This window comes from Photobacterium sp. TY1-4, from assembly GCF_025398175.1.
Taxonomy (GTDB): Bacteria; Pseudomonadota; Gammaproteobacteria; order Enterobacterales; family Vibrionaceae; genus Photobacterium.
In genome coordinates this window covers 1,261,365-1,275,326 of record NZ_CP099735.1, presented here as the reverse complement: position 1 = coordinate 1,275,326, position 13,962 = coordinate 1,261,365, and the positions used below count along the sequence as shown (strand labels likewise).

At 51.8% G+C, this 13,962-nt stretch carries 13 protein-coding genes and 1 tRNA gene; 9 read left to right on the top strand and 5 right to left on the bottom strand.

The window, feature by feature from the left end; translation table 11 throughout:
* The first annotated feature begins 72 nt into the window (after positions 1-72).
* Positions 73-163 (top strand) — tRNA-Ser (locus tag NH461_RS22580).
* A gap of 546 nt (positions 164-709) precedes the next feature.
* Here NH461_RS22580 and NH461_RS22575 read toward each other — a convergent pair.
* Positions 710-1,162: an Lrp/AsnC family transcriptional regulator gene (locus NH461_RS22575; protein ID WP_261603210.1), complete on the bottom strand. Its 453-nt coding sequence runs from the start codon at positions 1,160-1,162 to the stop codon at positions 710-712.
* A 155-nt stretch (positions 1,163-1,317) separates the two neighbouring features.
* On the opposite strand from NH461_RS22575, the gene NH461_RS22570 reads away from it, so the two are divergent.
* The 7 genes from NH461_RS22570 to NH461_RS22540 all read left to right on the top strand — a co-directional run bounded on the left by NH461_RS22570 (position 1,318) and on the right by NH461_RS22540 (position 10,608).
* On the top strand, positions 1,318-2,364 hold the full coding sequence (locus NH461_RS22570) for an ornithine cyclodeaminase (RefSeq protein ID WP_261603209.1): 1,047 nt from the start codon (positions 1,318-1,320) through the stop codon (positions 2,362-2,364).
* Between the two features lie 337 nt (positions 2,365-2,701).
* Positions 2,702-4,156, top strand: a complete 1,455-nt coding sequence (gene nhaC / locus NH461_RS22565) for a Na+/H+ antiporter NhaC (RefSeq protein ID WP_261603208.1) — start codon at positions 2,702-2,704, stop codon at positions 4,154-4,156.
* Positions 4,157-4,297: 141 nt separating this feature from the next.
* Positions 4,298-5,401: an alanine/ornithine racemase family PLP-dependent enzyme gene (locus NH461_RS22560; protein WP_261603207.1), complete on the top strand. Its 1,104-nt coding sequence runs from the start codon at positions 4,298-4,300 to the stop codon at positions 5,399-5,401.
* A 628-nt stretch (positions 5,402-6,029) separates the two neighbouring features.
* Positions 6,030-6,509: a GNAT family N-acetyltransferase gene (locus NH461_RS22555; protein ID WP_261603206.1), complete on the top strand. Its 480-nt coding sequence runs from the start codon at positions 6,030-6,032 to the stop codon at positions 6,507-6,509.
* A 99-nt stretch (positions 6,510-6,608) separates the two neighbouring features.
* Complete coding sequence (locus NH461_RS22550) at positions 6,609-7,115, top strand: GNAT family N-acetyltransferase (protein ID WP_261603205.1); 507 nt, start codon at positions 6,609-6,611, stop codon at positions 7,113-7,115.
* Positions 7,116-7,184: 69 nt separating this feature from the next.
* Positions 7,185-7,670: a GNAT family N-acetyltransferase gene (locus NH461_RS22545; RefSeq protein WP_261603204.1), complete on the top strand. Its 486-nt coding sequence runs from the start codon at positions 7,185-7,187 to the stop codon at positions 7,668-7,670.
* A gap of 106 nt (positions 7,671-7,776) precedes the next feature.
* On the top strand, positions 7,777-10,608 hold the full coding sequence (locus NH461_RS22540; RefSeq protein ID WP_261603203.1) for a hypothetical protein: 2,832 nt from the start codon (positions 7,777-7,779) through the stop codon (positions 10,606-10,608).
* 130 nt (positions 10,609-10,738) lie between these two features.
* Here NH461_RS22540 and NH461_RS22535 read toward each other — a convergent pair whose 3' ends face one another.
* Entirely contained in the window at positions 10,739-11,347 is a 609-nt protein-coding gene (locus NH461_RS22535; RefSeq protein ID WP_410000119.1) for a GNAT family N-acetyltransferase, read from the bottom strand.
* Between the two features lie 83 nt (positions 11,348-11,430).
* Positions 11,431-12,417 carry a helix-turn-helix domain-containing protein gene (locus tag NH461_RS22530; protein WP_261603202.1) on the bottom strand — a complete coding sequence of 329 codons (987 nt, stop codon included), beginning with the start codon at positions 12,415-12,417 and terminating at the stop codon, positions 11,431-11,433.
* Positions 12,418-12,579: 162 nt separating this feature from the next.
* Between NH461_RS22530 and NH461_RS22525 the strand changes: the two genes are divergently transcribed.
* Complete coding sequence (locus NH461_RS22525; protein WP_261603201.1) at positions 12,580-12,807, top strand: hypothetical protein; 228 nt, start codon at positions 12,580-12,582, stop codon at positions 12,805-12,807.
* A gap of 92 nt (positions 12,808-12,899) precedes the next feature.
* On the opposite strand, the gene NH461_RS22520 is transcribed toward NH461_RS22525, so the two are convergent.
* The gene (locus tag NH461_RS22520; RefSeq protein WP_261603200.1) at positions 12,900-13,394 is read right to left on the bottom strand and encodes a copper chaperone PCu(A)C; all 495 of its coding nucleotides are present in this window, start codon (positions 13,392-13,394) and stop codon (positions 12,900-12,902) included.
* A gap of 157 nt (positions 13,395-13,551) precedes the next feature.
* Positions 13,552-13,956, bottom strand: a complete 405-nt coding sequence (locus NH461_RS22515) for a hypothetical protein (RefSeq protein ID WP_261603199.1) — start codon at positions 13,954-13,956, stop codon at positions 13,552-13,554.
* Between the last annotated feature and the right edge of the window lie 6 nt (positions 13,957-13,962).

Genomic DNA, 13,962 nt, shown 5'->3' with positions numbered 1-13,962 from the left:
CCGTTTGAACGAAAATGTTGTGAGAACGGCTTTACAACCCTCAGCCAGCCCCGTATGATGTACGTCACTTACGGAGAGATGGCTGAGTGGTTGAAAGCACCGGTCTTGAAAACCGGCATACGTTTATAGCGTATCTAGGGTTCAAATCCCTATTTCTCCGCCACATTCAAAAAAAACCGCTGAAATTTCAGCGGTTTTTTTATGCCTGAAATTCGTGATGGTGAGATAGGGTGAAGAACGCTAGACGGGGGTTCAGCCGAGCGCAGCGAGACAACGTTGCCAGCCGAAGGCGTTTTATAGTAACGGCCCGAAGGGCGCAGTAAATCCCTATCTCTCCGCCACATTCCAAAGCCCTGTCATCAGACAGGGCTTTGTTCGTTTCAGGTGATGTGCTGAGTGTCGGGATTTTCCCCCATGCCCAGAAGAATTCAAAGTTGAAGCTGTCAAATAGGTTACTGAAAAAGGTCATAGCGTAGCCGATGTGGCAAATTGTTTGGGTGGCGATCCTCCGAGCGCTGAAGAATGACGGCTTGATGCCTCAGCGCTTGAATTCCGCTCGACCCCCTTTGCTACTGTAAGCTTTCTCTCCTGTAATATGCGCTAGCCGGATACGAATTTGTTCTGCCGGTTTGGTATGGATACCGTGGATAGAGCAGTGATGGCGCATTTAATTTCTGCTGATTGACTGAGAGGCCAAGTGTGCCACATATCATATGTGCTGATTGCCGATGCGGTGAGACGACAGCAATATGCTGGTTTCCGAGGTAGAAATACCGTTAATCTCTCTGATCCGGCACAGCACACCGTCAAATTCTTCCAGCGAGCGTGCTTGCAACTCCAATACCATATCCCAGCGCCCGTTCGTTGAGTGAATGGCGCATACGCAGGGCTCACTCATCAGCTCTGTTCGTACCTTTCTGGACGTATCCCCTTCCAGATAAATGCTCATTAACGCCCTGACCATTGCGAGTTGTTCATTGGCACCACTTGAAACCAACGCGGTATAGCCATTGATGATTCCCCGCTTCTCCAGCCGAGTCATACGATTCTGAATGGTGGCACGGGAAACGCCAACGGTCTTTGCCAACCAGGCCACGGGCAGGCGAGCATTCATTCTCAGATGGCCTATTAGCTGGCGGTCTATGTGGTCGATAGAATCCATGTATATCCCTTTTTCTTCCTGAATATATCAAACTGGTATCAGATGTTATCATTGTGATAACTAATTTATCAAATTAGCTACATTTCGTGTCTATTATTTAGCATTGCCACCCACGATAATGACGCTATCAAAAACGTACTTGTTGTGAGGAAAGGATGACCCGATTTATTGATGTTGATTGCCTTAGCCGGCATGTAGGTGCTGTAGGTGCAGATAAATTCATGGAAAAACTAGTGACGTTTATCGAGCAGGACTTCCTCCGCTGGAAAGATTTTGACAAATCGGCCAGGCTGGCAGCTCACAGCGACATCGGCGTAATTGAACTGATGCCAGTTGCCGATGCTCAGCAATATTCTTTCAAATATGTGAATGGTCATCCAGCCAACACCGAGAAAGGTATGCTGACGGTCATGGCATTTGGTGTGCTGGCTGATGTCGACACCGGTTATCCGGTTCTGCTTTCCGAGCTGACACTGACCACAGCCCTGCGCACGGCCGCCACCTCGGTGATGGTCGCAAAAAAACTGGCCAGAAAAAACTCCCGTACCATGGCCCTGATTGGCAATGGTTCTCAAAGCGAGTTTCAGGCGCTGGCCTTCCATAAGCTGCTGGGGATCGAAGAAATACGCTGTTTTGACGTTGATCCGCTGGCAAGTGAAAAACTCAAGCGTAACCTTCGCAAAGTGGAAGGTCTGACCATCACCATCTGTGATTCGGCGAAAGAAGCGGTCAAGAATGTCGATATCATCACTACTGTTACCGCAGACAAACGTCTAGCGACCATTTTGACCCCGGACATGGTGGCGCCCGGTGTGCATATCAACGCTGTGGGGGGAGACTGCCCCGGAAAAACCGAGCTACACATGGATGTTCTGACACAAGGCAGAATATTTGTTGAGTTTGAGCCTCAAAGCCGTATTGAGGGTGATATTCAGCAATTGCCGGCAGAGCACCAGGTGACCGAGTTTTGGGAAGTCCTGAGTGGTACTAAGCCAGGAAGAACGTCCGATGAGGAAATTACAATCTTTGATTCGGTCGGTTTTGCATTAGAAGATTACTCAGCGCTGCGCTTGCTGCTTGATATTTCCCAACAAAACAATTTGGGTGAGTTAATTGATTTGGTTCCGCAACCAGACAACTCAAAAGATCTTTATGCATTGTTATATCAGGATGAGAACGTTGAATTAATGCAGGCTATTTAATAAAAATATTAAAAAATCTTTAGCCGGTCACTAAAACTCAACTCAGTTTCGACCACATTGGATATTAAAAACAACTGGACCCTGGGAATTATTCCTTGGGTCCGTTTAACCGTATTATTAATTAATATTCTCACCAGTCAGAATCCGTCTAATTAATAAAATTAAAAGATCAATCACACTTCAAGAAAAAAATAATGTCGATGCTGATTTTTTTAGCGGACACAAAGACAGTTGTTAAATGTTATGTAATAATCTCGTTCGTTCACATGGATTTAACTATTTTCACAATTCAATTCTTTGTGAAATTTATACTCAATAATCAAGAGTAAGAGGGATTATGAACAACGATACTCCAAAAATACCCTTCACCATGGCAATTCTGCCGATCATCCTGATGGTCGGTGCCATGCTGGTAACCATTGTCATATTTGAAGGTAGTCCACATATACCTCTTGTATTTGGTACCATGACCGCAGCGCTGGTCGCCTGGATACATGGCTATAAGTGGCAGCACATAGAAGATAGCATCTACAGTGGCATCAAACTGGCTCTCCCCGCCGTCGTAATCATCCTGCTGGTTGGTGTTGCCATTGGCGCTTGGATTGGTGGTGGCGTTGTCGCCAGCATGATTTACTACGGGTTGCAAATACTTTCTCCATCTCTGTTTCTTGTTTCCATTACCCTTATCTGTGCCGTAGTGTCTATTGCCATCGGTAGTTCGTGGTCCACCATGGGTACCATCGGTGTGGCTGGCATGGGTATTGGTATCAGCATGGGTATCCCCGCCCCTATGGTTGCCGGTGCCGTGATATCCGGCGCTTATTTTGGGGACAAGATGTCTCCCTTGTCCGATACCACCAACCTGGCCGCGGGACTAACCGGCACCGATCTTTTTGAGCATATTAAACATATGCTCTACACCACCGTACCCGGGCTGCTGATTGCTCTAACCGTATACTGGTATCTGGGCCAGAGCTTCTCTGCTGGCGACGTCGAGTTTGAACAAATCAGCACCACCATGGCCATATTGCAGGACAACTTTGTCATTTCTCCCTGGCTATTGCTGATCCCAGTCTTCGTGATTTTTCTGGTCACCCGGAAGGTACCAGCCCTGCCAGCCTTATTCGCGGGTATTTTGCTCGGTTTTCTGAGCCAGATCTTCATTCAGGGTGGCTCTGTGGCGGAAGCGGTGAAAGCACTGCAAACCGGCTTCAGCATTGAAACCGGTAACGACATGGTCGACGGTCTGTTCAATCGGGGCGGCTTGGAGTCCATGATGTATACGGTCTCCATGACCATTGTCGCCATGACTCTGGGAGGGATACTGGAAAACACCGGTATGCTGAAATCTATCGTTGAAAAAATAATCAGCGCGTCCAAGTCGGCAAAAAGCCTGATCCCGACCACCATTTCTTCCTGCTTCCTGACCAACGCAAGCTGTTCGGAGCAGTATATCTCCGTCGTCGTGCCCGCCAGAATGTTTGCCAGTACCTATCAGGAAAAGGGGCTGCACTCTAAGAATCTGTCCCGGGCACTGGAAGATGGCGGTACCCTGACCTCCGTGTTTATTCCCTGGAATACCTGCGGCGTCTTTATCCTGGCTACTCTTGGGGTTGGTGCCGTTGAGTACGCTCCCTATGCAATACTCAACTTTGTGGTTCCCATGATCTCCATCATCTTTGCGTTGACCGGTTTTTCCATCGTTAAGCTGCAAAATACCAATGACGAAACACACAGTCACAGTGAAATACGCGATGGTGTTGATCCGAAAATACAGCAAACTAATATCTGACATTGATAGTTACGCCAGATAATTAATGGCTTACTTTAGGTCATAAAATTGATGAGCAATTCATGGAGTGGATTGCTCATCTTATTTTTTATGCATGCATGACGTAATTATCATCTCTCGTTGGCATGACAGGAATAACATATGCTTAAACTTCCAAGAATTGTCTGGGATCAGGACAAGCTATTACACAATGCAGCTTACCTGGACGAATTATGCAGCAAAAGTGAATACCCTATTGACTGGGTGCCCGTCACCAAAGTGGTCAGTGGAGATACTGAGATCATCAGGACCCTGATCAACACCGGTTGCCGGTCCTTAGCTGACTCCCGAATAGAAAATCTCAAAAGTATCAAAGAAATATCTGACAGCTGTCAGACCACGTTGCTGCGCCTGCCAGGAATTCATGAAGCTGAAGACGTCGTCAAATATGCAGATATCAGCCTAGTTTCAGAAATTGAAACAATTAAAAAACTGCAAGATAAAGCACGCCTTCTGGGGGTAAACCACAAAATCATTGTGATGATAGAGCTTGGCGATTTGCGCGAAGGGATATTGGCAGAGAACCTCATCGAGGTTGGTCAGTTTATACTGAAACAGAGCAATATCGAGTGGTCGGGCATTGGCACCAACCTGACCTGTTACGGAGGAGTTATTCCCTCCGAAGAAATCATGCTGGAGCTGACTGCCATAAAACAGCAGGTGGAAAGAGAGCTTAACCATTCGCTTACGATTATATCTGGCGGTAATTCCAGCATTCTTCCGCTACTAATGGAGCAGAAAATACCGAAAGGAATCAACCAGCTTCGGCTGGGTGAATCCCTATTTTTCGGAAGGGAGAGCGCCTATGGCAAAAACATACCTGGAATGTACAATGACGTTTTCACGCTACAGGCTGAAGTGATTGAATTGAAAGAAAAAAGTTCCATTCCCAGAGGGGCGTTAGGGATGAATGCCTTTGGTGTAAAGCCTGTTTTCATCGACCGGGGAATACACAAAAGAGCAATTGTTGCCTTGGGAGAGCAGGATGTTCCGGTCGCGGATCTGACCCCACTCAATCGCTCGATAGAAATCATTGGCAGCAGCAGTGATCACCTCATTCTGGATGTAACAGGGACTAATACCGGAGTCGGTGATGTTCTGTCATTTAAAGTCAACTACAAGTCGTTGCTCTATGCCATGACCTCTAAATATGTTAGTAAAAAGCAGGCATCAACAGTTCGACATCATCAGGCTGCTTGTTTTTGATAAACCTCATTGGTTTTTTGTAATGAGATCATCCTCTTCCGCTCTTTAGAAAATGGCTCGAAGTGGGATTGTCGTCATCCTTTTTTGTGTCCATCAAATGTGGCCTTCTGGGACACTGTACGATACTGATGGATAAGTCAAGATGCTGTAAAATAGAACGTTTTACGGTAATCTTCTGTGGCGCAGGAGATTACCGTATATGGTTTAGAGGGTTCAAATCCCTATCTCTCCGCCACATTTGAAGCCCCAGCCACTGTGCTGGGGTTTTTCGTTTTTGGGTGTTGGAATGGCTTTCGGGATTTGAAAATCCCCCTATACCCAAGCACTCCGCCACACTGAATATGCCAGCGCAGATGAAGAGTCATCATCTCGGGCAGTGCCTGCAGGCGCAACATCGGGTGGTGGAGGGGATCTTGGCGGTGGCTGATGACTTCCTGAGTTTTTTGAAGATCTGTTACTCAATACCAACCGACCCGAGCAGGAGCGGGCGAAACGGCGCTGACGCTCTGTCTGTCCAACAAGAGTTATCCGGTGTGGTTGAATTTCTCATTGCTTAACAAGGCATTAGCATGCTATTTGTGCATAAGGTTTTATCTGAGCGCATGGTTTGCAGGGAGAGCAAGGAAAGATGAAGATCCAATACCGGCGATTGCAGCCTGCAGATTGTCAGGCCTACCGGCAGATCCGGTTAGAAAGCCTGAAGTTATACCCGGAGAACTTTGGCGCGATTTACGCAGAACAACACGCCTTACCGCAACTGTTTTTTGAACAGCGCATTGCTGAGCAGGACCCGACCAAGGTCATGCTGGGTGCGTTTCACGGGCAGGAACTGGTTGGCTTGTGCGGTTTAGTGACGATCGCCCAGGAGAGCGCACAAATTATCCAGATGTATGTGAGAGCCCATTGTCAGGGGCGAGGCATCGGTGTTGGTTTGTTGTCGCAGGCCAAGGATGTTGCTGCCAATCAGCTCGGGGTGAGTCAACTGGTGCTGACGGTGTATCCGCATAATCATAGTGCCCGCCGGGCCTATGAAAAATCAGGATTTGTGGCGGATATGTCCCGCTCTCAGGATGACGGAGAAATCGTGTTGGTCTTTCCTCTGGCCTGACACACCTCAGTCAGGAACTTTCTCGAATGCTCTTCCCTCAGCAGGGGATGTAGCTGCCGGGAGCCTCGTCGGTTTTATAAAAAACACAAGGAAGATAATTTGGAAATCATAGAAATCGCCTCCATCGGCCATCGAGAAACGGCGCTGGCGTCACTATTAACCGACTGCATTGAAAGCGGCGCGTCGGTCGGCTTTTTAACCCCGGTTGATTCGGCTGAAATCAGCGCCTACTGGCAAGGCGTGGCGGCGGATCTGCAATCCGGCGCCCGCCGGTTATTTGTTGCTATTGAAAATGAGCAAATCCTCGGCGCGGTGCAGCTCTCGCTGTGCTCCAAAGCCAATGGCTCGCACCGAGGCGAGGTCGAAAAACTGATGGTGAAAACCTCCGCCCGCGGACGCGGGATCAGCAAAAAGCTGATGGCCCGGATGGAGCAGGTCAGTCAGGATATGGGGTTGTCTTTGCTGGTTCTGGATACCCGTTTGGGGGATGTTGCCTCCGCGCTGTATCGGAAAATCGGCTATACCGAAGCCGGCCAGATTCCGGATTTCGCTCGTAGCTCGTCTGGTCAGCTCGAAGCGACGGTCTATTTCTATAAGCAGCTTTAACCCCTCAAACTGGGCTGCCCTGAGCGGCGTGCCCGGCTTTTTTCCCCAAGTTTGTAACGGATTAAGCGAATGACGGAGATTCATTTTCGACCCATAGAGCTCCCGCGTGACTTTCAAACGTGCCACGACTTCAGGCTGGATTCCTATGTGTGCAGCTTCGGCACCGATGATGGCTATGCGCAGTCGGTGATTGGCTATCAAGCACGAATGCAGCAGCGGCTGACTCAACCAGATTGGTTTTATATTCACCTATGGCAGGGTGAACAAATCATCGGTCAGCTGGAATTTCGGGCTTTTTCCGATGTGGCCGGGTACGGCTATGTCCACCTGATCTATCTGATCCCTGCGTGCCGCGGGCAGGGCATTGCAGATCTCGCGCAAGCCTTTATCGCGAATACCCTAAAACGACAGGGATGCGAAGGGGCTTTGCTGTCCGTGAGCCGCACCAATACACGGGCGGTGAAGCATTATCAGCGTTGGGACTGGCGCTATTTCAAGCCGAATCCGAAGCATGCCACGACAGATTTTTACCGGCGGGAATTTACGGCGGAATGACGCACCGGCTGCGTGCGAGAAATTGTGCAGCGCGTTGATATAAAACGGTGTTTTTATCTGCGATCCTTGGTAACCTGTGTGCATTACCAATCAGGGTCATATACACATGTCAGGAAAGAGACTTCAACGCACATTGCTCGGGGGCTTGGTCGCCGCAGGGCTGGTTTCCGGAGCGGTCAATGCGCAGCCGGTGGCCTGGGATACGCCGGGCACGCAGTGGTACAGCCAGCAATCTGAACATTTCACCGTCCATTTCGTCGACGGTCATCAGCAAAGCGCCGCCAAGGTGCTCGATATTGCCGAGCAGGTCCGCCAGGATCAGCTGCCGTATTTTCAGTCAGCGCCGGGCGAGCGGACTGAAATCGTAATGGTGGATGACTTTGATGTCTCCAATGGCTGGGCGACGCCGTTGCCGTTTGCCCAAATGCGTTTGTTCATGAGTCCACCGGAAGACGGCGGCGATCTGGCCACCAGTGACGATTGGCTGCATATGCTGATCCGCCATGAGTTTGCCCATGTCATGCACATGGAAATGGCGGAAGGGACGCCGGAAATCCTGCAGAACATTTTCGGCCGTCAGGGACTACTGTTTCCGCATGCGCTGACGCCGTCCATGCTGCTGGAAGGGCTGGCGGTGTATCTCGAAACCAGTGAAACGCTGGGTTATGGTCGCCTGCAAAGCAGCCAGTATGCGATGAAAATGCGGATGGAAGTGGCGGGTGGTGAGATCAAAGATCTCAATCAGGTCGTGGTGGCCGATCGGGAATGGCCGCTAGGCTATCAGTATCTGTATGGCGCTTACTTTGTCCAGTATCTCAATCAAACCTATGGCGAGCAGAAAGTGCAGCATTTTCTGCAATCCTACAGTCGTCAGATCATTCCCTATTTCTTGCTCAATCGCACCGCCCGGACCTCGTTCGGAGTGAGTTTTGATGCCTTGTGGCAAGACTTTCAGCAACAGATGACAACGCAGTTTTCGCCGCAACTGGCCCAGCTCAGACAGCAGGCCGTCACCGGGCAGGATCTGCAACTGACGCCTTTCCTGCAGGTGGTGACTGCCAGCGACGACGGGCTGCTCGTTAATCGCAACAATGGTGACGACCGGCCTGAGATCATGCTGCATGCCACGCCGGAAGGTGATTGGCAGAGGCTGACGGCCCGCTCGCAAGTCACCGCTTTAGATGTTCACTCCCAAGGGGGGCTGCTGGCTTCGCGGCGGATCGACTATGCCGACGGCAGAAGCTACAACGATCTGTTCTTATTTCGGGATGAGGCATGGCAGCAGCTGACTGAGCGTCAGCGTTTTCGGGAAATGCACTGGTTGCCAAATGGCCAACAGCTGATCGCCAGTCGCAAAGTGACCGGGATCAGCGAACTCTGGCGGCTTGATGCGGATGCGTCTTCACCGGATCCGAAACCGAGCCGGATCTGGCGCGGAGAGCCGGAGACGGTGCTGGGCACTTTTGACATTGCACCGGATGGCCGTGCGCTGGTGGCGGCGGTGAAACGGCCGCTGCAGGGCTGGAACCTGGAGCGCTTCGATTTGACCACGCAACGCTGGGAAGCGCTGACCGATACCCGGGCCGCCGAGAATAGTCCGCACTATCTGCCGGACGGCCGCGTGATGTTCAGTGCCGATTATGACGGGGTTTTCAATATTTATGTTTTGGCGCCCGACAGCGGTCAGGTCACGCAATGGACCCGCGAAGTGGGCGGGGCGTTTCGGCCGGTGTGGCAGCCCGGACATGGTCTGGTCTACCAGGCTTACACGTCGGACGGCTATCAGCTGCGATACTTGACGACGCCAACCGCACTGTCTGAGTTTTCGATAGACGCCCAGCAAGGGCGGTATGACTATCCGCCGGCAGTGACAGCGCCTGCCGCGAAGGAGGAAGTTAGTGATTACTCTCCCTGGTCAACCCTGCGTCCGCGCAACTGGCTGCCGGTGGTTGCCATCGATGACATGAAAACCCTGCTCGGGGCGCAGACATTCGGTTCCGATGCACTGGGCCGCCATACCTATCAGGTGCTGGCGGCGTGGGATGTCGATAATGAACTGGGCGATCTCAATGCAATCTACCAATACGACAATCGTTGGTTGTTCTCTTATAGCCGGAGTCATGATTTCGACAAGCTGACCCAGGGGATGCGCAGCGATTACCGAATCACCCGTGAAGATGAGTTGTTGGTGCAACGGGATCATCTCTGGAATGCGTTTGAAGATCAGCTCAGCCTGCATGCCGGGGTGGTGCTGGATAAAGAAAAACTGATTTCTCAACCGGACTTTGCGGGCCCGTACCGGGATCGCAATGAAACCCTGACCGGTCTGGCACTGACGTTTGATAACCGGGAAGCCTATTTGAATGTCCCCGGGGTTGGCTGGGGCCACGCGATTGATCTGGTAGCGGAAACCAATGACTTGCTGGACAGTGACTTTGAAGGCCAGAAGTATCAGGCCCGGTGGCAGGGAACCTGGGATCTGCCGGGACGCACGACTGTGACCGCCCGGTTGGCGGCAGGTTATGCCGACGATGAGGCCAAGCGATTCCGCCTTGGCGGCAATGACCTGTTCGAGGAAGCGTACTTATTTGGCCGGGATACCCAGGCGCTGCGCGGGTATGACGAAAGTGTTCAGGTGGGTCATCGTTATGCGACTCAGCGTCTGGCGTTGGAAACCTGGCTGGCCCGGGTTGAACGCAACTGGTCCCTCTATCCGGTGGGGCTGGGGGATATTTCCGGAAACCTGTTTGTGGATTCCGGCGCTGCCTGGGACAGCGGCAGCAGTAAGAAGCAGCTGACCGGTGTCGGGGCCGAGCTGACGCTCGAAGCCAAACTCGGTTATCAGCTGACCTTGCCGGTCACTCTCGGCTATGCCCGGGGGTTGGATAGCAACTTGGGTGAAGACAAGGTCTATTTCTCGATTGTGAGCCGCTTTTAACGGCAGGGCACTTCATCGCAATGGTGCAGGGCGACTGAAAAGCATCGACCGCAGCCACGGCTGCGGTCGTTTTTTATATGAGTGATGCGGAGCGCGTTGCGATGAACCTGCTCAGCTTGCTGAATCTCTGTTAGCACGTCGACCGGGACTGGCGGGCTGCAAACTGGTCGCGGGTCATGCCGAACAGCACCCGGTCGTCAACGCCGTGGTCGAGTTGGTAAAAGCCGGCTTGTCGTCCTTCCTGAACAAAGCCGTTTTTCTCCAGCACCCGGGCCGAGCCGATGTTGTTGCCGTAGCAGTCGGCGCAAACCTTGTGCGCGCCGAGTTGCTCAAAGGCCAGTTGGGTGATGAACTGACACCCCCGGGTGGCAATTCCCTGATGCCAGGCATGTTCCGGTAACTGGTAGCCGACATCGAAGTTGCCCGGCAGCATCATGTTCCGGGTGATGCCGAGCATCCCCATAAAACGGTGGTCCTGATCCCGCAGGATAAAAGTCGGGTGCTCCGGCCATTGCGCCGAGGCAATCGCAGTGCGGGTGTTGTCAATGATCGGGGTAAAGAACGCCGTGTAGACCTCGGCCGGTGCCGGTGCGAAAAAGAGATACTGGCTGACCTTGGGATTGTCGAGCATCTCGACGATCTCGGCCAAATCTTCCTGGCAAATCAGCTGAATGCTGTGTGTGTCGTCGAACACACAGGGGAACCCTTGTTGCAGGCGTGAATTATCTATCGTTGTCATGGCTTGGTTTGCTTACGTCATTGATTGGAGATGCTGCTAGCTTAGCGCAGGGGAGGTCGGCAAGATTGAACAAAAACGACAGCTCACATGTTTTCGCCCTCAAAATCACCATAGAGATCAATGATGAGATTACGTGCTTCCAGATAGCTTCCCGGTGTGGCACCGATGGCTCGTTTCAGCTGGCGGATCAGGTGCGGTTGATCGCTGAAGCCGAACCTGAACGCGATTTCAGCCCACTCCGGCTGGCGGTCGGGATGCTGATAGAGATGGAGAAACAACGCATCGAGCCGTTTCATCATCCGATACTGTTTCATCGTCAGTCCGGTCACGCGGACAAAGACTCTTTCCAGGGTGCGCCGTGAACACCCCAGCGCCTGCTCCGGTGTCGTGTCGGGAAGTTGAGCGTTCGGTGTCCTGCCTTCTGAACCTTCTGCGTACGATGCCTTTACGCCCGGCGCTTTTATGTTCAGAGCTGCTGTGTCCAGAGCTTCTGTGTCCAGATTCAGCCGAACAAGGGCTTGCTGAGTCAGTCGACTGTGCGGGTCATCGGGTGTTTGCGCTAGAATCGTCGCGAAATGGCGGTCCAGGCTGGCAACCACACTTTCAGGCTGATGGCGGAGCTCGAACAGGCCGTTGAGCGTGACAGGCTGAAAGAGTACGTTCAGTGCCGAATTGAGTAGCGCAGAATCTGATTGCGGGATGATCCGGTTGGTATTCTCCTTGCCGCTCAGGCCCAGCAGCCGGTATTGTGCGCCGGGCTGAAACTTCACGCCGAGCCGCAACACTTGCGGGTTGTCCCGGATAGTTAATGCTTGCGTGAAAGGGGTGAGCAGGTGCGAGCCGGCGACCGTGCTGATCTGCATTCCATGCTGTCCTTTGACCTGTCCCTGTGCCGGCTTCTGAATCTGGTAGTGGTGGATGTCTTCCGGCAGCGTCAGGATCAGGTGGCAATAGGGATTGGGGATCAACAGGGGCTGAGCCGCGCCATCATGATGGCGCTCCAGCAGCCAGTAGCAGTCAATCATAGCAGCCAGCACCGGATTAGCCGGTGGGTATTTCCAGGTCTTCATAAAAGATTCATTGCGGGCCGGACATAAGGGTGATTCTAACATGCTGTCTTTTCGGTGATATGCGTCAAAAACGCTGGTTCTGCTTCAGATGCTACCATCGATAACGTGGTTAGATAGTCCCATCAGGATAAAAATTTATCGACGACCAAGAAGGAACGATTCATGGCCTGGACGGGAATCATTATTGTCGCCATCGTGTTTATCTCAATCATGTTTAAGCGATATTTAGATCATCAACTGAAAGTCAAAGCGCTGGAAAGTGAACATCAATCCCGGGCATTGATCGAAATGAAGCAAGACATCAAGACTCTGAAAGCACGGATTGAGGTGCTGGAGAAAATCGTGACCGACAGCGGCTATCAGCTGAACAACGAGATCAACCGGCTATAGATTGACAAAGGGTGAGTGGTTGAAAAAAGCCGTTTGGGCATACAAACGGCTTTGGGCGATGTGTGACCGCTTTGGCGGATGGTGCGCGGGGATTAGTGGCCGCTATGATCCATTGCGTGTGAGTCGTTCTGTTGTTTCGGTTGGTAGGTGGCTTCTTCAACTGCTACTTCGACGTCGACTTTGCCGGCTTTGGCAAAATACAGGGTCAGCGGGAAGCGATCGCCCAGCGCCGGCACCTGCTTCAACTCGAAGAACATGATGTGATAGCTCCCCGGCTTCAGCATGCGGGTTCCTTGCGCCGGAACGTCAATGCTTTCCACTTCCCGCATCTTCATCATGCCGTCTTCATGGATATGGGCATGTAGCTCAGTTTTTCCGGCAATCGGGGATTCGGCTTTGATTAGCGTATCGGCTTCGTGACCCCGGTTTTCGATCTCAAAAAAGGCCGCTGCGACCTGGGATGTCGGCGGCACCTGTTTTGACCACGGGTGGTCGATATGCAGGTTGCCGCCTTGGTAATCGTGTGCATTGGCCATCGCGCTCAACAGCAGGGTACTTCCCAGTAGAAGGTTGATGATTTTTTTCATTATTTTCTCCTTGCTGCCACGGGGATAAGATTGTTTGTGGTCCCGGGGCAGGGTGTTCTCATAAATGACCAAGCGAACAAGCTCAGTTGTGACTTGGTCTTCGACATCATGATTTTCAACATCGTGATTTTCAATTATTTAGGTCTAGGATAGACCCTCAATGGGTGACGATGCCGGATTGGGGCGGAGACTGTTTGGGCGCGTAGCGATAATAGATCCGCTCAAGGACCCGGTTACAGTTGAACAGTTGTACCGGGAAAAAACAGAACAGCAGGGTGAGCAGGAAAAAACCGGCGGCCAGCGGGGTGTGTTCCAGGACCGGCGGTAATTTGAGGATCGGGCAGTGGAATTTCAGAACATGTGGTGTTTCACCCGTAGCCGCGTCCGTCTGGTTTTGGTGCCGAAGCTGACTGACTTCGACCCATTTCAGGCCCTGACTGGTACAGATCAGCACTTTTTCGCCGGTCAGCCAGTTGCCGTTGCCCTGGTAATGTGCCGGGTTGAGCACCACGATCGCCGATAAAAACTGGGTCAGCAGGATCGACAACAGGGTCAGTACCATGACCCC